This window comes from Litorisediminivivens sp. KMU-197, assembly GCF_056858395.1.
Window position 1 is genome coordinate 544,622 of record NZ_JBXEQG010000002.1, and the last position, 22,053, is coordinate 566,674.

At 63.6% G+C, this 22,053-nt stretch carries 20 protein-coding genes; 11 read left to right on the plus strand and 9 right to left on the minus strand.

The genetic code is table 11. From position 1 onward, the window contains the following. The 3 genes from AC04PT_RS07590 to AC04PT_RS07600 all read right to left on the minus strand — a co-directional run bounded on the left by AC04PT_RS07590 (window position 1) and on the right by AC04PT_RS07600 (window position 2,584). A complete protein-coding gene (locus AC04PT_RS07590; RefSeq protein ID WP_482873024.1) occupies window positions 1-840 on the minus strand; it encodes an EamA family transporter in 840 nt (279 codons plus the stop codon). 27 nt (window positions 841-867) lie between these two features. Further along, on the minus strand, window positions 868-1,845 hold the full coding sequence (locus AC04PT_RS07595; RefSeq protein WP_482873025.1) for an HpcH/HpaI aldolase/citrate lyase family protein: 978 nt from the start codon (window positions 1,843-1,845) through the stop codon (window positions 868-870). Between the two features lie 85 nt (window positions 1,846-1,930). Then, complete coding sequence (locus AC04PT_RS07600) at window positions 1,931-2,584, minus strand: LuxR C-terminal-related transcriptional regulator (protein WP_482873026.1); 654 nt, start codon at window positions 2,582-2,584, stop codon at window positions 1,931-1,933. 204 nt (window positions 2,585-2,788) lie between these two features. Between AC04PT_RS07600 and AC04PT_RS07605 the strand changes: the two genes are divergently transcribed. The 7 genes from AC04PT_RS07605 to AC04PT_RS07635 are packed head-to-tail and all read left to right on the plus strand — an operon-like array spanning window position 2,789 to window position 11,627. Beyond that, a complete protein-coding gene (locus AC04PT_RS07605; RefSeq protein ID WP_482873027.1) occupies window positions 2,789-4,033 on the plus strand; it encodes a pyridoxal-phosphate-dependent aminotransferase family protein in 1,245 nt (414 codons plus the stop codon). A gap of 24 nt (window positions 4,034-4,057) precedes the next feature. Further along, complete coding sequence (locus AC04PT_RS07610; protein ID WP_482873028.1) at window positions 4,058-5,251, plus strand: malate--CoA ligase subunit beta; 1,194 nt, start codon at window positions 4,058-4,060, stop codon at window positions 5,249-5,251. After that, window positions 5,251-6,132, plus strand: a complete 882-nt coding sequence (gene sucD / locus AC04PT_RS07615) for a succinate--CoA ligase subunit alpha (protein ID WP_482873029.1) — start codon at window positions 5,251-5,253, stop codon at window positions 6,130-6,132. The genes AC04PT_RS07610 and sucD overlap by 1 nt, the downstream gene beginning before the upstream one ends. Window positions 6,133-6,147: 15 nt before the next feature. Further along, complete coding sequence (locus AC04PT_RS07620) at window positions 6,148-7,119, plus strand: 2-hydroxyacid dehydrogenase (RefSeq protein ID WP_482873030.1); 972 nt, start codon at window positions 6,148-6,150, stop codon at window positions 7,117-7,119. Then, on the plus strand, window positions 7,119-9,770 hold the full coding sequence (locus tag AC04PT_RS07625) for a phosphoenolpyruvate carboxylase (RefSeq protein ID WP_482873031.1): 2,652 nt from the start codon (window positions 7,119-7,121) through the stop codon (window positions 9,768-9,770). The genes AC04PT_RS07620 and AC04PT_RS07625 overlap by 1 nt, the downstream gene beginning before the upstream one ends. Window positions 9,771-9,788: 18 nt before the next feature. After that, entirely contained in the window at window positions 9,789-11,084 is a 1,296-nt protein-coding gene (gene glyA, locus AC04PT_RS07630; RefSeq protein ID WP_482873032.1) for a serine hydroxymethyltransferase, read from the plus strand. 18 nt (window positions 11,085-11,102) lie between these two features. Then, window positions 11,103-11,627, plus strand: coding sequence for a group II truncated hemoglobin (locus AC04PT_RS07635; RefSeq protein WP_482873033.1), 525 nt, complete (start codon window positions 11,103-11,105; stop codon window positions 11,625-11,627). Window positions 11,628-11,769: 142 nt separating this feature from the next. On the opposite strand, the gene glnT is transcribed toward AC04PT_RS07635, so the two are convergent. From glnT to AC04PT_RS07665, 6 genes are all read right to left on the minus strand, one after another. Beyond that, window positions 11,770-13,128 (minus strand): type III glutamate--ammonia ligase, encoded by a 1,359-nt coding sequence (gene glnT, locus AC04PT_RS07640; RefSeq protein ID WP_482873034.1) that lies wholly within the window; start codon window positions 13,126-13,128, stop codon window positions 11,770-11,772. A 106-nt stretch (window positions 13,129-13,234) separates the two neighbouring features. After that, entirely contained in the window at window positions 13,235-14,575 is a 1,341-nt protein-coding gene (locus tag AC04PT_RS07645) for an FMN-binding glutamate synthase family protein (protein WP_482873035.1), read from the minus strand. Window positions 14,576-14,585: 10 nt separating this feature from the next. Next, window positions 14,586-15,269 carry a GltB/FmdC/FwdC-like GXGXG domain-containing protein gene (locus AC04PT_RS07650; RefSeq protein WP_482873036.1) on the minus strand — a complete coding sequence of 228 codons (684 nt, stop codon included), beginning with the start codon at window positions 15,267-15,269 and terminating at the stop codon, window positions 14,586-14,588. A 1-nt stretch (window position 15,270) separates the two neighbouring features. Continuing rightward, window positions 15,271-16,167 (minus strand): class II glutamine amidotransferase, encoded by an 897-nt coding sequence (locus AC04PT_RS07655; protein ID WP_482873037.1) that lies wholly within the window; start codon window positions 16,165-16,167, stop codon window positions 15,271-15,273. A 136-nt stretch (window positions 16,168-16,303) separates the two neighbouring features. Further along, window positions 16,304-16,519, minus strand: a complete 216-nt coding sequence (locus AC04PT_RS07660) for a hypothetical protein (RefSeq protein WP_482873038.1) — start codon at window positions 16,517-16,519, stop codon at window positions 16,304-16,306. Between the two features lies 1 nt (window position 16,520). Next, window positions 16,521-17,900 (minus strand): ammonium transporter, encoded by a 1,380-nt coding sequence (locus AC04PT_RS07665; protein WP_482873039.1) that lies wholly within the window; start codon window positions 17,898-17,900, stop codon window positions 16,521-16,523. 278 nt (window positions 17,901-18,178) lie between these two features. Between AC04PT_RS07665 and AC04PT_RS07670 the strand changes: the two genes are divergently transcribed. The 4 genes from AC04PT_RS07670 to AC04PT_RS07685 all read left to right on the plus strand — a co-directional run bounded on the left by AC04PT_RS07670 (window position 18,179) and on the right by AC04PT_RS07685 (window position 22,041). Next, on the plus strand, window positions 18,179-19,315 hold the full coding sequence (locus AC04PT_RS07670; RefSeq protein ID WP_482873040.1) for an aminomethyl transferase family protein: 1,137 nt from the start codon (window positions 18,179-18,181) through the stop codon (window positions 19,313-19,315). A 72-nt stretch (window positions 19,316-19,387) separates the two neighbouring features. Next, window positions 19,388-19,996 carry a dimethylamine monooxygenase subunit DmmA family protein gene (locus AC04PT_RS07675; protein WP_482873041.1) on the plus strand — a complete coding sequence of 203 codons (609 nt, stop codon included), beginning with the start codon at window positions 19,388-19,390 and terminating at the stop codon, window positions 19,994-19,996. Next, a complete protein-coding gene (locus tag AC04PT_RS07680) occupies window positions 19,993-20,958 on the plus strand; it encodes a PDR/VanB family oxidoreductase (protein ID WP_482873042.1) in 966 nt (321 codons plus the stop codon). The genes AC04PT_RS07675 and AC04PT_RS07680 overlap by 4 nt, the downstream gene beginning before the upstream one ends. Window positions 20,959-20,967: 9 nt before the next feature. Continuing rightward, entirely contained in the window at window positions 20,968-22,041 is a 1,074-nt protein-coding gene (locus tag AC04PT_RS07685) for a heme-dependent oxidative N-demethylase family protein (protein WP_482873043.1), read from the plus strand. Window positions 22,042-22,053 lie beyond the last annotated feature (12 nt).

The following is a 22,053-nucleotide window of genomic DNA, read 5'->3' on the forward strand; positions in this document are numbered from 1 at the left end:
CTAAAGCCCGAGGTAGCCGATCCCGCAGAACACCAGCACCACTGCGCCCCATTGTGCCGGTCGCATGGGTTCTTTGAGCAGCGCCCAGGCCAGCACCACGGTCAGCAAGCCAAAGAGCGACGATGCGACCGCCGCGAATTCCGGCCGGGGCAGGGTGCCCGCGACGGTGACGCTGGCCAGCGCGGCGGCGTCGAGCAGGCCCATCGCCAACAGCAGCGGCAGAAGCCTCCGCCCGACGTGCCAGCGTTGTTTCAGCGCCAGCATGAGGACGCCAATCACGGTCACTGCGACAAGGCGGCTGACAAGTGTTACCGGAAGCTCTGCGCCCACCCGCGCCGCGGCCTGTCCCGCCGCGAAGGTCAGCGCAAAGCCGATACCCGCTGCCAGCGACAGCATCACCGCACGGCCAGTGTCGCCGTCAGCGTCATCGTCGTCCGACAGCGCCGCCACCAAGGCTACCCCGCAGACCACGACCAGCACGGCGATCCATTGCAGCACCGTAACCGGGGTGCCTCTGAGCATGGCCCAAGCGACCGACAAGACCGGGTAAGCCCCGATGATCGGGGCCACCAGTCGAACCGGCCCGATCCGGAACGCGCCGTAAAGGCTGAGGCTGCCCAATCCAAACGCCAGCCCTGACAGCACCGAGAGTCCGTAGGCCGGCGCAGGCATCTTGGACCAGTCACCGGTTGCTACCGCCACCGGCGCCAGCAGAACGCTGCCAACGACAAGCACCGTCAGCAGTGTCGGAAGGATGCGCGAAGTCTGGCTGACCCCGCGCACGCAGATATCATGCAGCGCCCAGGCAAGGGCGGCTGCGAGGCCAAGGATCAGGGACATGTGGCCTCGCTATCTGCTTGACGGCGGTCAGGCAACCGCGATTTGCCGTGCCTTCTCAACCAGAACCTCGGCCTGACGGATCGAGGCATAGTCGATCAGCCGGCCATCCAGCGACACCGCACCCTTGCCTGACGCCTCGGCCTCGGCCATCGACTTGAGGATGCGCTCGGCGCGGTTCACTTCGTCGCCCGACGGGCTCATCACCTGGTTGGCCAGCTCGATCTGGCTGGGGTGAATGGCCCATTTGCCTTCGCAGCCGATGACGGCGGCACGATAGGCGGCGGCCTTGTAGCCCTCGGGGTCCGAGAAATCACCGAACGGGCCGTCGATGGGCCGCAATCCGTTGGCGCGGGCCGCGACCACCATTCGGCTGATCGCATAGTGCCACATGTCACCCCAGTGCACCTGCCGGTTGCCCTCCGCATCGGGATCGGTCAGCACCGCGTAGTTTTCGTTCACGCCGCCGATCACCGTGGTGCGCGCGCGGGTGCTGGCGGCATAATCGGCGACGCCAAAATGCAGGCTTTCGTTGCGCTTTGAGGCGGCGGCGATTTCATGGACGTTCTGCATGCCCAGCGCGGTCTCGATGATGTGCTCGAAACCGATGCGTTTCTTGAAGCCCTGCGCGTCCTCGATCTGGGTCACCATCATGTCGACAGCATAGACGTCTGCGGCGGTGCCGACCTTGGGAATCATGATCAGATCGAGCCGCTCGCCGGCTTGCTCAACGATGTCCACCACGTCGCGATACATGTAGTGGGTGTCGAGCCCGTTGATTCGAATCGACATGGTCTTGGAGCCCCAGTCGAACTCGTTCAGGGCCTTGATGATGTTCTTCCGCGCCTGCGGTTTTTCCTCGGGCGCCACCGCGTCTTCGAGATCGAGGAAGACGACGTCGGCTTTGGATTCGACAGCCTTTTCAATCATTTGCATCTGGCTGCCGGGAACGGCGAGCTCACTGCGGTTGAGGCGTGCGGGGGCTTGTTCGATGGGATGGAAACTCATGGCAGAGCGCTCCTGTCAGGGGTGATTTCAGGTGGCCCTATGCGAGCAGGAAAATTTTTTTCCTGTCAAGAAATATTGTTTCCCGTCAGGATTCGTCCTTCGTGCGCTCCCCCGGCAGGCGGCTTGAATAGTAGAAAGCGATGGCCTGCGCACGGTTCTTGACCGAGAGCTTTTCGTAGAGGTTCGACAGGTGAAATTTCACCGTGTTGGTCGAGATTTCCAGCCGCTTGGAGAGCTCACGATTGGTCAGCCCTTCCGACAGGGCTTCCAGCATCGCGCGTTCACGCCGCGACAGGGTTTGCAGTGGGTCTTTCTGCAATTCGCGCACGTCAAGGTAGGGGAAAACCATCTTGCCTGCTGCGACCTCGGCACAGGTGTCGAGCAGGCTCTCGACGGGGCCGCTGCGCGGCACGAAGCCGGCTGCGCCCGCCGCCATCGCCTGCCGATGCGCGTCGCTGCCCTGGTCGGCGTAGATCACGAAACGCGGCGCCTGAGCCTGTTCGCGCAGCACCTCGATCAGCTTGGCGCCGCCCAGCACCGGCAGGTTCCAATCGATCACGCCGACCTGCACTGGCACCCGCATCACCGTGCCGAGAAAGCCTTCGGCAGTGGCGCTGGTAGCGACGAGAGAGAATCGGGGATCGCGGTCAAACACCTCGGACATGGCCGAAAGAACCAACGGATTGCTGTCCGCCAGCATCACCGAAATTGGCGTTCCGCCTTGCTTAAGTCCCTGCATTTCCGCGCCTTTCTTGCCAAAACCTACCCATTTGAGTGGGGTGCTTTCGGTATGCAATGGCATTCTTGCCTGAATGGGTGGGAAATTTCCCACCCAAATAGATACCCAAAAGCAGGAGTATCTTACGTTGTGGAAAATAGCGAGTCGATGTTTCCTATCGTTAAGCGATTATTCACATCAGGAAACAAACTAGGACTCGCCGCCATGACCGCACCGACCTTCGCACCGCTGAACATTCCGCACACTCTCGCCGCTGGGCCGGGTCCGGGCAATACCGATCCCCGTGTTCTCGAACGTTTTGCCAGCGCCGGCACCGCTGACCACATGCAGCCCGACGTGCTGCGCGGGATGATCGAGTGTAAACAGATGCTGCGCGCGGTGATGGGGACCGAAAACACCTACACCTTCGGCGTCGCCGGCACCGGCTGGAGCGGCTTGGACGTAATGTTCTCGGCCGTGATGCCCGGCGACACGGTCGTCGTCTTCAACAACGGCACCTTCTCGGGCATCGACGGGCTGACCGTCCGCATGAAGGCCGCCACCGCCGAGGAACTGCGCGCCAGCCCGCTGGACCCGCAGCCCGCCTCGGTCACAATCATCGACGTGCCGCACGGGACTTCGGTCACCGGCGAGATCGTCGAGAAGGCGCTGGCCGAGCACAAGCCCAAGTGGGCCGCGATGGCGCATTGGGAAACCGGCTCTGGCCGGGTGAACGATATCCGCGGCTTCTCGGATGCCTGCGAACGCCACGGGGTCATGGGTCTGGTCGACGCCGTGTCCTCCCTCGGGGTCGAGGATTTCCGGATCGATGATTTCCCGGGCGTCGCAGGCTGGGCCTCCTGCCCGCAGAAGGGCATCTGCTGCCTGCCGCTGACCTATGCGCCGGTGTCCTTCACCGACCGCTACATCCAGGAATTGCGCACCACAGGTTGCCGCACCTTCGTCCACAACCCGATCCTCGAAGCCCGCCATTGGGGCATCGTCGACGGGCAGGACGTGGAAAAGGGCACCTATCACCGGACCCACAGCCCCTATGCCGTCGCCGCCTTCCACGAGGCGCTGCGCATCACCCTGCAACACGGCGTGGCGCAGCGGGCGCGGGACTACACCTTCCACGAGGCGGCGCTGCGTGAGGCCGTCACCGCGATGGGCTGTACGGTCACGTCGAACATGACCTCGCTGGTGGTGCTGAACCTGCCCGAGTCTCTGGCAGGGCGCGAAATGGAACTGGTGCAGAACTGCCGGGCGCAGGGTTTCGGCATCTGGCCGACGCTCTCGGCCCCGGTGCAGGTCCGCATCGGCATTCTCAACCTGCTTACCCGCGACGCGATTACCGAGATCGTGACGCGTTTCGGCAAGGCAATGCAGGACATGGGGGCCAAGGTCGATCTGGAGGAGATCACCGTGCGGCTCGACCAGCATTTCAAGACGGCGATGGCCGCGGAATAACGGTTTCAAGGGAGGAACCCGACTATGGATATCCATGAGTATCAAGCCAAGGAAGTTCTCAGCAACTTCGGTGTCAAGATCCCGCAGGGCGCGCTGGCCTACAGTCCCGAGCAAGCCGCTTACCGCGCCCGTGAGATGGGCGGCGACCGCTGGGTCGTGAAGGCCCAGGTCCACGCCGGCGGGCGCGGCAAGGCCGGCGGCGTCAAGGTCTGCGACAGCGATGTCGAGATTCAGGAAGCTACCGAGAACATGTTCGGCAAGAAGCTGGTGACGCACCAGACCGGACCGGAGGGCAAGGGCATCTACCGGGTCTATGTCGAGGCCGCGGTGCCGATCGACCGCGAGATCTATCTGGGCTTCGTGCTCGACCGCACCAGCCAGCGCGTGATGATCGTGGCCTCCGGCGAAGGCGGCATGGAGATCGAGGACATCTCGGCCAACCGCCCCGAAAGCATCGTGCGCGCCACCGTCGAACCAGCGGTTGGTTTGCAGGAATTCCAATGCCGCGAGATTGCCTTCAAGCTGGGGCTGGAGTCAGGCATGGTCCAGCAGATGGTGCGCACGCTGCAAGGCTGCTACCGCGCCTTCACCGAGCTTGACGCTACCATGGTCGAGATCAACCCGCTGGTCATCACAGGTGACAACCGCATCCTCGCCCTCGACGCCAAGATGACCTTCGACGACAACGCGCTGTTTCGCCATCCGCAGATCAGCGAGCTACGCGACAAGAGCCAGGAAGACCCGCGCGAAAGCCGTGCCGCCGACCGTGGCCTCAGCTACGTGGGCCTTGACGGCAACATCGGCTGCATTGTCAACGGCGCGGGCCTTGCCATGGCGACGATGGACACCATCAAGCTGGCGGGTGGCGAGCCTGCGAACTTCCTCGACATCGGCGGCGGTGCGACGCCCGAGCGGGTGGCCAAGGCGTTCCGCCTGGTGATGTCCGATAGCAACGTGCAGGCAGTGCTGGTCAACATCTTCGCGGGCATCAACCGTTGCGACTGGGTGGCCGAGGGCGTGGTGCAGGCCTTGCGCGAAGTGCAGGTCGACGTGCCCGTGGTGGTCCGCCTGGCCGGAACCAACGTCGCCGAGGGCCAGAAGATCCTTGCGCAGAGCGGGCTTCCGCTGATCCGCGCGACCACCCTGATGGAAGCTGCCGAACGTGCCGTGGGCGCCTGGCAGAACGATCTTTCGCAAACCCAAGTGAGGGCAGTCTGATGAGCATCTTTCTCGACCGCGACACCAAGGTCATTGTGCAGGGCATCACCGGCAAGATGGCGCGCTTCCACACCAAGGACATGATCGAATACGGTACCAACGTCGTCGGCGGCGTCGTTCCCGGCAAGGAGGGCGAGACCGTCGAGGGCCTGCCGGTCTTCAACACCGTCAAGGACGCGGTGGAGGCCACCGGCGCCGAGGCGACACTGGTCTTCGTGCCGCCGCCGTTCGCCGCCGACAGCATCATGGAGGCCGCCGACGCCGGTATCCGGTACTGCGTCTGCATCACCGACGGCATCCCGGCGCAGGACATGATCCGCGTGAAGCGCTACATGTACCGCTATCCGAAAGACCGCCGCATGGTGCTGACCGGGCCGAACTGCGCCGGCACCATCAGCCCGGGCAAGGCCCTGCTGGGGATCATGCCCGGCCATATCTACCTGCCCGGCAACGTCGGTATCATCGGCCGCTCGGGTACGCTGGGGTACGAGGCCGCGGCGCAGCTCAAGGAACGCGGCATCGGTATTTCGACCAGCGTCGGCATCGGCGGCGATCCGATCAACGGGTCCTCATTCCGCGATATCCTGGAGCAGTTCGAAAACGATGACGAGACTGACCTGATCTGCATGATCGGCGAGATCGGCGGACCGCAGGAAGCTGAGGCGGCGGAATACATCCGCGATCACGTGACCAAGCCGGTGGTGGCCTATGTCGCGGGCCTGACCGCGCCCAAGGGGCGGACGATGGGCCACGCGGGGGCGATCATCTCGGCCTTCGGCGAAAGCGCCAGCGAGAAGGTCGAGATCCTGACCGCCGCCGGTGTCACCGTGGCCGAAAACCCGGCCGTCATCGGCGAAACCATCGCCGGCGTCATGCAATAAGGAAAGGAACGACCGATGGCACGACCCAAGGTTCTGGTGACTCGGCGCTGGCCTGCGGCGGTCGAGGCGCAACTGAGCGAGCACTTCGACACGGTGCTCAACACGGCCGACACGCCGCTGACCCCGGAAGACTTCAAGGAGGCGCTGTCCTCTTATGATGCGGTCCTGCCGACGGTCACCGACAAGATCGGCGCGCCCGCCCTGGAGCTGGCGCGTCCGCAGACCAAGATCCTCGCAAATTATGGTGTGGGTTTCAGCCACATCGACATTCCCCGGGTGTCCGCGCAGGGCATCTGCGTGACCAACACGCCCGACGTGCTGAGCGAATGCACCGCCGACCTGGCGATGACGCTGCTTCTGATGGTGGCGCGGCGCGCTGGCGAGGGCGAGCGCGAGGTCCGTGAGGGCCGCTGGACCGGCTGGCGTCCGACGCATCTGGTCGGCACCAAGGTCTCGGGCAAGACACTGGGCATCATCGGCTTCGGCCGCATTGGGCAAGAAATGGCACGGCGCGCGCACCACGGTTTCGGCATGAAGATTGTCGTGCAGAACCGATCGCGCGTGAAGCCCGAGATCCTTGCCGCCTGCAATGCCACGCAGGTGGACACCATCGAGGACCTGTTGCCGCAATGCGATTTCGTTTCGCTGCATTGCCCGGGCGGGGCCGAGAACCGCGGGCTGATCAACGCCACGCGGCTCAACCTGATGAAACCGGACGCCTATCTCATCAACACCGCGCGGGGTGAGGTGATCGACGAGCTGGCGCTGAGCCAGGCGCTGTGGTTCGAAACCATCGGCGGCGCTGCGCTCGACGTGTTCGACGGCGAACCGAAGATCAACCCGGTGCTGATGGACTGCGACAACCTCGTGATGCTGCCGCATCTGGGCAGCGCCACCCGCGAGGCCCGTGAAGCCATGGGATTTCGCGTTCTCGACAACCTTCGCGACTTCTTCGAAGGCCGCGATCCGCGCGATCGGGTGAACTGATGGAAAACGCGGCATTCGCAGAGTCGGAGGCGCCCGAACCGGACTATGCGGCCGGGCTCAGGGCCGAACTGCACAGGCTCTGGCGCAAGGTCATCGCGCAGCGAGCGCCGCAAGTGCTGCCAATGCTGGATGCCGGGCAAGGCGCCCTGCCCGAGGGCGCCGATCCGGTGCCGGTGCTTCAGGCGCTCAACATCTGGTTTCACCTGTTGAAGATTGCCGAGGAAAACGCCGAAATGCGCGCCCGGCGGCAATCCGAGACGCAGGACGGGCCCGAGGCTGTCGAGGGCAGTTTCGCCCGCGCGCTGGCCCAGTTTCCCGATGCCGACGCGCAGGATTTCGCGCGCGCGGCCGAATGCCTGTCGGTCGGCCCGACGCTCACCGCGCATCCGACCGAGGCCAAGCGCGTCACCGTGCTGGAAATTCACCGCCGCATCTACCGCACGCTGGTTGCGATGGAGACCAAGCGCTGGACGCCGCGCGAACGCGCCGACCTGCTTGACGACCTGGAGTCGGAGATCGACCTGCTGTGGCTGACCGGCGAATTGCGGCTGGAACGGCCCTCGCCAGTGGACGAGATCGAATGGGGCCTGCAATTTTTCCGCGACAGCCTGTTCGACGTCGTGCCGCAGCTTTACGACCGGTTCGAATCCGCCGTCACCGATCGCTATGGCGAAACGCCCGCAACCCGCCCCTGCATTCGGTTCCATTCGTGGATCGGCGGCGACCGTGATGGCAATCCTAACGTCACGCTCGACATCACCCGCGAGGCGCTGGCCCGGTCCCGCGCGGCGATCCTTGCCAAGTACCAGGCCGATCTGACCGAGGCCGCCAAACGCGCCAGCATCAGCGCCACCATCGCCCGTCTTCCCGAGACCGCGACCACCGCATTGCAGGCGGTGATCTCGGGTGCGGGTTCAGGCACGCCCAGCCATCAGAACCCCGGCGAGACCTTCAGGCAGGCGATCAGCGCCATAGGCACGCGCGTCACCGCCACCCGCGACCAGGCCGGCCCGGCCTATGCCCGCGTCGGCGATTTCATAACCGACCTGAGCCGCGTCGAGGCGGCTTTCGAAGCCATCGAGGCCGACCGTCTGGCGGCCCGCCTGATCCGCCCGATCCGCTGGCGGGCCGAGGTCTTCGGCTTCCGCGCGTTCACGCTGGACGTCCGACAGAACTCGGGCGTCACTACCCGCGCGCTGGGCGATATCTGGCGGCTGACCGGCGAGACACAGGATTATGGCACCGCCGCTTGGTCCGAAAGGCTCCGCTGTGAACTTGGCAGCGGCAGTCTGCCTTGGGTCGACCGGGGGCAACTGGACGATGCAACGCGTGAACTGCTGGCCCTGCTAGAACTGATGAACCAGACCCGCACCGGCGCTGACCGGCACGCGCTGGGCCCGTTCATCCTGTCGATGACGCGGTCCTGCGATGACCTGCTGGCCGTTTACCTGCTGGCACGCTACGCGGGCTTCGGCGCCGAAAAGCTGGACCTGCGCGTTGTGCCCCTTTTCGAAACCATCGAGGATCTGCGCGCCGCACCGCGCATTCTTGATGCACTGTTGAAGGTGCCGCTGGCACGCCGCAGCCTGAAGGCCGAGGGCGGTCTGGTCGAGATCATGTTGGGGTATTCCGACAGCAACAAGGACGGTGGCTTCCTGTGTTCCACGTGGGAGCTGGAAAAGGCGCAGCGCAGCATTGCCCGCGCGCTGGAAGCCCACGGCATGAAGCCCGAGTTCTTTCACGGCCGCGGCGGATCGGTCAGTCGAGGCGGCGCGCCCACGGAACGCGCCATCGCCGCGCAGCCGCGGAGCACCATCAACGGCCGCCTGCGGACCACCGAGCAGGGCGAAGTCGTTTCTTCCAAGTTTGCCAATCGCGGCACGGCGTTGCACAACCTTGAACTTCTGGCCTCGTCGGTGCTGGCGCAATCGCTGGACCAGAAGCCCGACCTTGTGCGTCCCGAGTTCAATGACGCGCTCGAGGCGCTGTCGGGGGTGTCGCAGACCGCTTATTCGACGCTTCTGCGCCTTCCCGGGTTCGTCAGCTATTTTCAGCAGGCCAGCCCGGTCGAGGAACTGGCGATGCTCAAGATGGGCTCGCGCCCGGCGCGGCGCTCGGGGGCGCAGACGCTGGACGATCTCAGGGCGATCCCCTGGGTGTTCGCCTGGTCGCAGAACCGGCACCTGATCACCGGATGGTATGGCTTCGGCACGGCGATGGCTTCGTTCCGCCGGGTGCGTGGACCGCAAGGCGAAGCACTTCTGGCCGCGATGTTTCGCCGGTCGAAGCTGTTTCGGCTGATGGTCGACGAGGTGGAGAAGTCGCTCTTTCACGCCGACATGGATATTGCGGCCCGCTATGCCGCGCTGGTGCCCGAGGCGGACGTCCGCGACCCGATCTTCGACCGGGTGCGGCAGGAATACGATCTGGCCTGCGCCGAGATGCGTGCCTTGACCGGCACGCCCGAGATCGGCGAGCGCTTTCCGAACATGTGTACCCGGTTCGGTCGGGTCCAGCATGAACTTGACCGCATCCACGCGCTGCAAACCGCCTTGCTGTCGGACATTCGGCGCAAGTCCGAGAGCACCGACACCACGCCGCTTCTGCAATCGATGAACTGTATCGCCACCGGCCTTGGCTGGACCGGCTAACCTTCAGGAGACACGCCCATGAATGCCCCGCAAGACCACAAGGGTTTCTTCACCGACACGTTGGCAAACACCGATCCCGAGCTCTTCGATGCCATCACCGGCGAGCTTGGCCGGCAGCGCGATGAGATCGAGCTGATCGCAAGCGAGAATATAGTGTCCCGCGCGGTGATGGAGGCGCAAGGGTCCGTCCTGACCAACAAATATGCCGAGGGCTACCCGGGCCGCCGCTATTACGGTGGCTGCGACTGGGTCGACGTGGCAGAAAACCTTGCCATCGAGCGGGCGAAACAGCTGTTCGGTTGCGATTTTGTCAACGTGCAGCCCAATTCCGGCAGCCAGGCCAACCAAGGCGCGTTCCAGGCGCTGATCCAACCCGGCGATACCATCCTCGGGATGAACCTCGCCAGCGGCGGGCACTTGACGCATGGCGCGGCGCCTAACCAGTCGGGTAAGTGGTTCAACGCGGTGCAATACGGCGTGCGCGAGGATGACAACCGGATCGACTATGACCAGGTGCAGGCACTGGCGAACGAGCACAAGCCCAAGCTGATCATCGCCGGCGGCTCGGCCATCCCACGGCAGATCGACTTTGCCCGATTTCGCAAGATCGCCGACTCGATCGGCGCGCTCTTGATGGTCGACATGGCGCATTTCGCAGGATTGGTGGCGGCGGGCGAGCATCCCTCGCCGTTTCCCCATGCGCACGTGGCGACGACCACGACGCACAAGACACTGCGCGGCCCGCGCGGCGGCATGATCCTGACCAATGACGAGGTCATTGCGAAGAAAGTGAACTCGGCCATTTTCCCCGGCATCCAGGGCGGGCCGCTGATGCACGTGATCGCGGCCAAGGCAGTGGCCTTCGGCGAGGCGCTGGACCCGTCGTTCAAGCGCTACCAGCAGCAGGTTCGGGCCAATGCGGTGACCCTGGCGGATCAACTGATGAAAGGCGGGCTCGATATCGTCACCGGCGGCACCGACACGCATGTCATGCTAGTGGACCTGCGGCCCAAGGGCGTAAAGGGCAATGCCACCGAGAAGGCCCTTGGCCGCGCGCACATCACCTGCAACAAGAACGGCATTCCCTTCGATCCGGAGAAGCCGACCGTGACCAGCGGTGTCCGTCTGGGCACGCCGGCGGGCACCACGCGCGGCTTCGGCGAGGCCGAGTTCCGACAGATCGCCGACATGATCGTCGAAGTTGTTGACGGGCTGGCCGCGAATGGCGAGGACGGCAATGCCGAGGTCGAGGCCGGAGTGCGCGACCGCGTGGCGGCACTCTGCGCGGGTTTCCCGCTGTATCCCGACCTCTGAACCAGAAGGAAGTGGCCCATGGGCGACAGCGGCGCCCGCAAACGGATCATGCTCGACGAGATCGGCGGCGAAACCGGCCTGCGCAAGCTGATCGAGGATTTCTACGATCTCGTCGAAAGCATCCCCGAGGGTCGGTCCCTGAGAATCCTTCACGCCCGCGGCCACGGCATCGCGCACGCCCGTCCGGAACTGTTCGACTTCCTGTCGGGCTTCCTGGGAGGGCGTCAGTACTACGTCGAACGTCACGGGCACATGAACGTCCGGGAGATCCACGCCCATGTGCCGATCTCGGAGCAGGATGCCGAAGACTGGCTGACCTGCATGGACCGCGCGCTTGATTTGAACGGGCTGGCCGGGCCGGAAATCGACAAGCTGCGGGCGGTGTTCAGGCGACTCTGCCTGGCGCTGGTCAACAACCTCGCGCCCTGGGGCGTGCCGCAACCACAGGATACGCGCGCTGACGCCCTGCGCGGCGCAGACCCTTACATGCATTCGGAAAAGACGCCCGTCCCGGGCCTGACCCGGGACCTCCGCGCTCCGTGACAAAAGGTACCGGATTTGGTCCGTCACGCGGGAGCGTCCTGTGCGGTGGTCGAAACCTACCGCCCGGATCGGAGGGTGGTCGCAACCACGAAAACACCGCCGCAGGGGACCTGCGGCGGCGTTTCATTTGTTTTGGTATGGCTCAGATGTCCAGCGTGTGTGCCTTTTCCCAGCGCGAGAAGTGCGACACGAAGGAATTCCATTCCTCGCGCTTCAGCTTCAGATAGGCGGTCGAGAACTCATCGCCCATCATCTTCTTCAACTCCTTGTCCTTGTCGTAGTCGCGCAGCGCGTCGAGCATGTTCAGCGGCAGTTTCGGCGCCCCGCGCACCTTGTGGCCTTCGGCATACATGTCGATGTCATAGCGCTTGCCGGGATCGGCCTGCGAACGGACCCCGCTGAGACCCGCGGCGATGATCACCGCTTGCAGCAAGTAGGGGTTCACCGCGCCGTCGGGCAGGCGCAGTTCGAAGCGGCCCGGGCCGGGGACTCGCACCATGTGGGTGCGGTTGTTGCCGGTCCAGGTCACGGTGTTGGGCGCCCAGGTGGCACCGGACATGGTGCGCGGCGCGTTGATGCGCTTGTAGGAGTTCACCGTGGGGTTGGTGATCGCGGCCAGCGCGGAGGCGTGCTTCATGATGCCGCCGAGGAAGTGCTTGCCCTGTTCCGACAGGCCCAGTTCTCCGGTCGGGGTATCGTTCTTCTCGCCGGCGAAGACATTCTTCTTCGACTTATCGCCCGGAGCGTCCCAGACCGAGATATGCGCGTGGCAGCCGTTGCCGGTCAGGCCTTCGACGGGCTTGGGCATGAAGGTGGCGCGGAAGCCGTGCTTTTCCGCCACTGACTTGGTCATGAACTTGAAGAACGAATGCTTGTCGGCGGTCTTCAGGACATCGTCGTAATCCCAGTTCATCTCGAACTGGCCGTTGGCGTCCTCGTGGTCGTTCTGGTAGGGGCCCCAACCCATTTCCAGCATGTAGTCGCAGATCTCGCGCACCACGTCATAGCGGCGCATCACAGCCTGCTGGTCATAGCAGGGCTTGTCGGCGGTATCGAACTCGTCCGAGATCTGCTCGCCGTCCGGGGTCAGCAGGAAGAACTCGGCCTCGATGCCGGTCTTGACGTGCATGCCCTCTTGCGCGGCCTCGTCGATCAGCCGGCGCAGCACGTTGCGCGGCGCCTGTTGCACGTCCTGGCCTTCCATGACGCAGTTGGCCGCCACCCAGGCGACTTCGGGCTTCCACGGCAGCTGGATCACGGACGACGGGTCCGGCACGGCCAGCATGTCGGGATGGGCGGGGGTCATGTCCAGATGCGTGGCGAAACCGGCGAACCCTGCGCCATCTTCCTGCATGTCGGAAATGGCCGCGGCGGGCACCAGCTTGGCCCGCTGTCCACCGAACAGGTCAGTGAAGGAAATCATGAAGTACTTGATGTCGCGCTCGGCGGCATACTCGGCGAGATTGGTCTGTGCGTCGGGCGCCACTTGATCTCGGGGCATGTTATCTTGATCCTCTCTGTCGATTTGTGTCGCGATGGTGTCTGGGCAAACTCTGCACCATCTTGCGGAAACGGCGCGACCCCGAATGAGGGCGCGCCGCGGTGTGTCAGAAACCTGCCTTGCCGGGGTACCAGTCGGTGCCGGCGAGTGGAACCTTGGCCATGGCCGCGGCTTCCATCGTCAGCGCGCAGAGGTCTTCCGGTTCGAGGTTGTGCAGGTGGTTGTGGCCGCAGGCCCGCGCGATCGTCTGCGCCTCCAGCGTCAGAACCTTGAGGTAGTTCTTCAGCTTCCGGCCGCCTTCGATCGGGTCGAAGCGGGCCATCAGCTCGGGGTCCTGCGTGGTGATGCCGGCCGGGTCGCGGCCTTCGTGCCAGTCGTCATAAGCGCCGGTGGTGGTGCCCAGCTTCTGGTATTCCGGCTCCCACTTGGGGTCGTTGTCACCCAACGCGATCAGCGCGGCGGTGCCGATGGCGACCGCGTCGGCACCCAGCGCAATGGCCTTGGCCACGTCGGCGCCGGTGCGGATGCCGCCCGAGACGATCAGCTGGACCTCGCGGTGCAGGCCCTGATCCTGAAGGGCCTGAACGGCGGGGCGGATGCAGGCCAGCGTCGGCAGGCCGACATGTTCGATGAACACATCCTGCGTCGCCGCGGTGCCGCCTTGCATGCCATCGAGAACCACGACGTCTGCGCCCGCCTTGATCGCCAGCGTGGTGTCGTAATAGGGGCGGGTGCCGCCGATCTTGACGTAGATCGGAACTTTCCAGCCGGTGATTTCGCGGATCTCGAGGATCTTGATTTCCAGATCGTCGGGGCCGGTCCAGTCGGGGTGGCGGCAGGCCGAGCGCTGATCGATACCCTTGGGCAGATTGCGCATCCCCGCCACGCGATCCGAAATCTTCTGACCCAGCAGCATGCCGCCGCCGCCCGGCTTGGCACCCTGACCGACGACGATCTCGATCGCATCGGCGCGGCGCAGGTCGCGCGGGTTCATCCCGTAGCGCGAGGGCAGGTACTGGTAGACCAGCTTCTTGGAATGTCCGCGCTCTTCCTCGGTCATGCCGCCGTCGCCGGTGGTAGTCGAAGTGCCGGCGGCGGAGGCGCCGCGACCCAACGCTTCCTTGGCAGGGCCTGACAGGGCGCCAAAGCTCATGCCGGCAATAGTCACCGGCATGTCCAGCTCGATCGGGTTCTTGGCGAAACGGGTGCCCAGCGTCACCTTGGTCTCGCACTTTTCGCGGTAGCCTTCGAGCGGGTAGCGCGAGATTGACGCGCCGAGAAACAGCAGGTCGTCGAAATGCGGCACCCGGCGTTTCGCGCCGCCGCCCCGGATATCATAGATGCCGGTATGCGCGGCGCGCCGGATCTCGGAGTTGACCGAGTTCGAGAAGGTGGCCGACTGGACCGGCTGGGTCCGCGGGATGGTCGTGGTTGTCTGATCTTTCATGTCCATCTCCTCAGTACGCAGACGCGTTGTCGACGTCGAAGTTGTAAAGCTGGCGGGCCGAGCCGTAGCGCTTGAATTCTTCCGGCTTTGCATCGGCGCCGGCCCGCTCCAGCAGGTCGCGCAGGATCTCGATATGCTCGGGGCGCATCTCCTTCTCGATGCAGTCTGCGCCGAGGCTCTTGACGTTGCCGCGTACGAACAGGCGCGCCTCATAGAGCGAGTCGCCCAGTGCGTCACCAGCATCGCCCAGCACCACGAGGTTGCCGGATTGCGCCATGAACGCCGACATGTGTCCGATGTTGCCGTGCACGACGATGTCGATGCCCTTCATCGAGATGCCGCAGCGTGAGGATGCATTGCCCTTGATGACGAGCAAGCCGCCATGTCCGGTGGCGCCGGCGTATTGGCTGGCGTCGCCCTCGACGATCACGGTGCCCGACATCATGTTCTCGGCCACACCCGGCCCGGCCGAGCCGTGCACGTGCACGGTGGCCTGGCTGTTCATGCCGGCGCAGTAGTAGCCGGTCGAGCCCATGACCTTGACTTCGATGGGGGCGTCGAGCCCCACGGCGATGGCGTGGCTGCCCTTGGCGTTCACGACTTCCCAAGCGGTCTGGTTGGTGTCCTGGGCCTGCGCGTGCAGGGCCTCGTTCAGGGCGCGCAGCCCTTGCGATTCCAAATCGAATGTCTGCATGTCAGTGGTTCCAGAAGTAGACGGTTGAGGGCTCGGGTTCCCAGACGCGGGCGTCTTCGATGCCCGGCAGGTTGACGAGCGCGCGGTATTCGCTGCCGAAGGCGACGTATTGGTCGGTCTCGGCCATCACGGCAGGCTTGCAGGCGATCGGGTCGCGCACGACGCCGAAGCCGTCCTTGGTGCCCACCACGAAGGTAAAGAACCCGTCGAGATCGTCGAGGCTGCTTTTCAGCGCTTCGCCGAGGGTCGATCCGGTCTGCATCTTCCACGTCAGATAGGCGGCGCCGACCTCGGTGTCGTTCATCGTCTCGATGTGGATACCTTCGCGGCGCAGCTTGCGGCGCAGGCTGTTGTGGTTGGACAGCGATCCGTTGTGCACGAGGCATTGGTCCATGCCGGTCGAGAACGGGTGCGCGCCCAGCGTGGTGACGGCGGATTCGGTGGCCATGCGGGTGTGGCCGATGCCGTGGCTGCCCGACATCTGCGAAACCTCGAAGCGGGCGGCCACGTCCTTGGGCAGGCCCACTTCCTTGTAGATTTCCATCGTCTCGCCGGTCGACATGAACTTCACGCCCGGGCGCAGTTCCGGAAGCGCCTGACGCGCGGCAGCGATCTTGTCGGCGGGCAGAGACAGCACGATGTGCGTGTCCTTGACCTTGCCGGTTACCTTGGCGTCGATCGCCTTGCCGAGGTCATCCGCCAGCGTGGCGAAATCGGCCTCGGGCGCATCGGACTGGACCGTCAGCTTGGCTGCGTTTTCATCCTGACCGCCGTAAATCGCGATGCCGGCGCTGTCCGGCCCGCGGTCTGTCATGGTGACAAGCATATCGGTCAGAAGCGCCCCAAGCTGCGGCTCCAACGACTTGTCCTTGATAAATAATCCAACGATTCCGCACATGGCGCAGACCCTCTCCATTACTCTGAGTCGGACGCTACCACCGAACGCGACGCGACTCAACTGCTAAGAAACTTTTTTGCCTATCAGGAATAAAAAGAGGCGCCGGATTTTCCGGCGCCTCTTGGTCTATTCGTGGTCAGTATCGCTCGAGCGCGCGCCTGACCTTTTCGGCATCGCCCAGCTTACGGGCCTTTTCCAAATGCTTGGACTCTGCCTTGAACTGAAGGACATGCCAGCCGATCCAGAAGGCGACCCCGAGGATGGTCATCAGGACCTCGGTTCCCTGGAAGGGATAGATCGCCCCTACGTCGGCCAGATCGACGGCCCAGCTTTCATAACCGATTGTTGACATCTCAGACCCTCGCTCCGGTGGTGGTGTGTTGTGCCAGAAGTTCCTTGTCGGCTTCGATCACGGCGTCCTTGGCATCCTCGTAGGCGTGGTGCTCGGCGTAATCGAGACCCTGCAGTTCGACCTCTGGCGGGATGCGCAGAATGCCCAGCGCGGCCTGCCCCTTGCTGACCAGAAAGGCCGGCAGGAAGCCCAGCACGAAGAACATGATCACCGCGCCGGTCGTCTGCCCCCAGGGCGTGATCGAGGCGTAGCCTTCATAGGGCGACGACGGTGCGCCCCAGAGCACGAACCCGGAGATGATCAGACCGACCACCCCTGCATAGCCGTGCACGGCAACAGCACCGACCGCATCGTCCAGCTTGAACCGGCGTTCGACCCAGAAGTGCAGGTTGTAGACGATCACCACGCCGACGCCTGCGATCAGCATCGCCTGGATCGGATGGTAGAGGTCGTTGCCGGCAGAGGCCGTGATGACCCCGGCCAAGCCGCCCGAGAAGGTCCAGAAGGCGTCGCCCTTGCTGACAAGGTAGGCTGCCATCAGACCGCCAGACAGCGACATCAGGAAGTTGAAGGTGATCGCCGACAGGGATGTGGGCGCAAGGTAGATGTTGGTCGCCGTCCATGTGGTGCCGACGATCTGGCCGTCGATGACCTCGGGCGAGATGGCGGGCACGTTGCAGGCCGCATAGAAGCCCCAGAACCCGGTGTAGATCAGGAAGATACCGATGGTCAGCATCCATGGGTTGTGCGGCGGGATATCCCGCGGCGTGCCGTCCTTGGCGAACTTGCCCAAGCGCGGACCCAGAACCATGATGACGCCCAGCGCATAGCCGCCGGCCACCGCATGGATCACGCCGGAGGCATAGGCGTCGTGATACCCGAGGTATTTCACCATCCAGCCGGCATAGTGCCAGCCCCAGGCCGCGTCGATGATCCAGAAGACCGAACCGATCAGCACCGCGTGCAGCCAGAGCGCCGAAGAACGGATGCGTTCGATAACCGCCCCCGACACGATCGAGGCCGCCGTCCACGAGAACAGCAGGAACGCCGCCCAGAACACGCCGGTGATTCGGTCGCCGAGGTTGGTGCCCATGGTCTCGGACCAGGGCAGGTTGGCGTTGCCCATCTCGTGGTTCAGCCCGCCAAAGAACGGGAAGTCCGGAAAGGCCCAGTAGATCCACCAGCCGAAGAAGAAGAACGTGACCGTCACCAACGGGATGATCATGATGTTTTTCATCAGCGTGTGCATGTGGTTGCGGTTTCGGCTGGCGCCGACCTCGTACATGCAGAATCCAACGTGGATCAGGAACATGAACACCACTGTCACCCAGTAGTAGAACTCGGTGAACACTGTCGTCAGTGCGTTTAGATTACCGTCCAATTTTCAGTCTCCCTCTTCGTTTTGCTTGGTCAGATTTTGCCTGACAGTAAACTTTTTTTCATTAAGGCTTGCATTTTTTTCGGAGGATCTGTCAACTGAAACCGAGGCTGGCTCACAATTTTGCAGGCAAGGCCGCGCAAAATTCTTCTCACGGTCGCATGGGCGACGGGGCAAGATGTCTGCCGAACCGATGACCGCACCCGATGGTGCAAGTCATTGAAATACGGAAATTTAAGGCAGGGTCCGGACAGGGACTCGTGCGAGACGGGGAGATAAAGATGACTGCAACCTGGAGATTTTCGACGCTGGCTGACCGGCACCGCGCGCTGGGCTCGGACTTGGAAGACTGGGGCGGCATGGGCACCGCTTGGAGCTACGACAAGGACCAGACCGAGGAATACATGGCGATCCGCACCAACGCGGGTTTCATGGACGTCTCGGGCCTGCACAAGGTGCATGTCGTCGGTCCCCACGCGGCGCATGTCATTGACCGTGCAACCACCCGCAACGTCGAGAAGATCAAGCCGGGCCGGTCCTCCTACGCGACCATGCTGAACGACGAGGGCAAGTTCATCGACGACTGCGTGATCTACCGCATGGGCCCGAACTCCTGGATGGTGGTGCACGGCACCGGGGGCGGTCACGAGCAGCTGACCATGGCGGCCATGGGCCGTGATGTTGACGTGCGATTCGACGACAACCTGCACGACATCTCGCTGCAAGGCCCCAAGGCGGTCGATTTTCTGGAGGAGCAGGGCGTCCCCGGTATCCGCGACCAAGTCTATTTCAGCCACCAGCACACCACGCTGTTCGACAAGCCGGTGACCATCTCGCGTACAGGTTACACCGGCGAACGCGGCTACGAGATCTTCTGCCGCGGGCAGGATGCGCCGCACATCTGGGACAACCTCGTCGAGAAGGGCAAACCCAAGGGCATCATCCCAACACGCTTCACCACGCTCGACCTGCTGCGCGCCGAAAGCTACTTGCTGTTCTATCCCTATGACAACTCCGAGATGTATCCCTTCGAAGACGAAAAAGGCGGCGACACGCTCTGGGAACTGGGGCTCGACTTTACCGTTTCGCCGGGCAAGACCGGGTTCCGGGGCGCGGAAGAGCACTATCGCCTGAAGGGCAAGGAGCGCTTCAAGATCTACGGCGTGAAGCTGGAAGGCGAGGAACCCGCCGAGGAGGGAGCGCCGCTGATTAAGGACGGCAAGCAGGTGGGTGTGGTCACCATCGGCATGTACTCGCCGCTTAACGAATGGAACGTCGGTATCGCACGGATGCCTGTCGACTGCGCCAAGGACGGCACCCAGATGACGGTCAAAAACTCTACCGGCGAGATCAAGTGCGTCGCGCATTCGATGCCGTTCCACGACCCCGACAAGAAACGCCGCACGGCCAAGGGCTGAGCACACAGCGCGCGGCGGACCCCGTCGCGCGCCTTCGTTTCAAACCGCGAAACCACGGAGAACCATGGGCAAATGTCCAAATTCCAGTTTCCAGAATCGATCAAGAGCCGCCCGGTCTGGGGCACGCTCGAGGCCCGCGCCGGCAAGTCGCACCTTATGGTCGCCGATGCCGAGGGCGCCGAGGCGCTGCTTGACCTCTTCGCCGCCGACGCCTCGCTGGCGGCGCGCACGCATGTCATCTACATCCCCAAGGACGCCGATCCAGCGCTGGCCGAGAAGCTGCAAGCCGCCGGGTGCGCGCAATGCTACATCGGACCCAGCTACGAAGCCGCCGTGCCGCGCCTGCGCCGCACGCTCAGCGATGCGCACATGGGGCTTCAGGTCTATCTGACCGGCACCGAGGGACTGATGGGACAGGCCATGCGCGAGGCTATCGAGGCCGGCATCCCGCACAGTGCCATCCAGACCGAACATCGCGGCTCGGTCGCGCGGCGGATGCAATGCGTCCATTGCAAGGGCATCACCGAGGACGTGATGACTGATCCCTTCGTCTGTGCACATTGCGGACTGAACCTCTTCGTGCGCGATCACTATTCGCGCCGACACGCGGCCTATCAGGGGGTGCGGGTCGATGCAGAGGATCCCGGAAACGTGCCCGAACCAGTGAGGCTGTACTCATGAGTGCCGGAACCACAAAGCTTGCCGTGACCGTCACCGATGTGGTGCCGGTCAATGATCTCGTGAAACGCTTCCGTTTCGCCCGCACCGACGGGGGCCTGCTGCCCACTTTCTCGGGCGGGGCGCACACGGTTGTGGAGATGCGCGACGGCGACACGCAGCGCCTGAACCCCTATTCGCTGATGTCCGACCCGATGGACCAGACCGCCTATACCATCTCGGTCCGGCGCGACGAGGAGGGGCGGGGCGGATCGCTTTTCATGCACACCCAAGTCAAGCCGGGCGACGAGATGACCATCTCCTACCCGGTGAACCTGTTCTCGCTGGACCTGCGCGCCAAGAAGCACCTGATGATTGCCGGCGGTATCGGCATCACGCCCTTCCTGGCGCAGATCAAGCAGCTTTCGGCGATGAACGGGCGGTTCGAACTGCACTATGCCTGTCGGACTAAGGCACTGGGCTCCTACGTCGACGAACTGACCTCGGCACATCCCAATAACGTGCATGTTTATTACGACGACCAGAAGCAGGTGATCGACCTCGAGCATCTGCTCGACGGTCAACCGTTGGGCACGCATATCTATGTCTGCGGTCCGAAAGGCATGATCGACTGGGTGCGCGGCAAGGCGGCCGAGTTGGGCTGGCCGCGCGAGGCAGTGCATTACGAGGAATTCCTCGCGCCGCAACCGGGCAAGCCCTTCGAAGTCAAGCTGGCGGTGTCGAACAAGGTCATCACGGTGGGCGAGAACCAGAGCTTGCTGGAGGCCATCGAGGCCGCCGGCGTCGATGCGCCCTACCTCTGCCGCGGCGGTGCCTGCGGACAGTGCGAAACCGATGTGATCGGATACGACGGGCTGTTCCTGCACCGCGACCATTGGCTGGAGGACGATCAGAAGGCCTCCGGCAAGAAGATCATGCCATGTGTCAGCCGTTTCGAGGGTCCGACCCTCGTGCTCGACCGATAGGGGACGAAAATGACCATTCAGTTCAACGAAGAAACCTTCCGCAACGATTACACCTTCCACAATTCGGACTGGGCGATCAAACGCTTCCCGTTCCCGTTCCACGAAGACACTTACATGTACTCGGTGAACATGGAGCAGCATCAGGGCGGGCCCGAAGGCTCGGTCTTCGAAAAACGCTTCGACGTCGACGAGCATTACGTGTCCGAGATGAAGGACCGCGCAAAGGTGCTGGCCGAGGATCCGCTGCGTTGTCAGTCGCTGCCGCACATGACGCTGGCGGGGTGGGACCTGCTGGAGCTGATCATGGTGTCGAAGTCCGAGGATTACCCGGACCTGTTCGAGCTGCACCGTGACGGCAACAACTGGCACTGGATCAACAAGCCGATGGGCATCGACCAGAAGTTCGTCTTCATGGACGAATCGACGCTGCCCTACGGCCCGATGGAGTACATCACGCGGCAGGCGCAGGGCGATTTCTGCGTGCTCGACCAGCGCGACGACAACCTGTGGATGGATGCCGGTATGGTAACGACGCAGGCTGACTGGTCGCTGGATTTCGACATCGGCATGAACTTCTTCGAGTGGCACGCCCCGGTGCCCAAGGCGCACGAGATGGGCATCTTCGTCCGCGCGCTGAAGTTCCTGCTCAACATTCAGCAGGGCATGCCCGCGCGACGGCTGAACTGGACCATGACGGTCAATCCGCTGCTCGATACCAGCCCCGAAAATTACCACAAGTGGGGCGTGCAGAAGACGACGCTGACGCCGGAAAACATCGGCCGCAAGCAATATCTGCGGGTCGAATTGCAGACCTTCTTCCGTCTGCCGCGGTCGAATGCGTTGGTGTTCCCGATCCGCTGCTACCTGATCTCGCTTCAGGATCTGGTGACCGTGCCGAAATGGGGCCGCAGATTGCACCGGGTGATCCGCGACCTGCCGGTGGAGCTGGCGACGTACAAGGGGTTCATCGACAACCGACCGATGATCGTCGATTACTTGGCGCAGTTCGACGACGGCAAGCCCACCTCGGATGGAATCTGGCCCGATCTGGATACCGAACCGCCGTTGAAGGCGGCGACCTAAGACCTTAAGGCC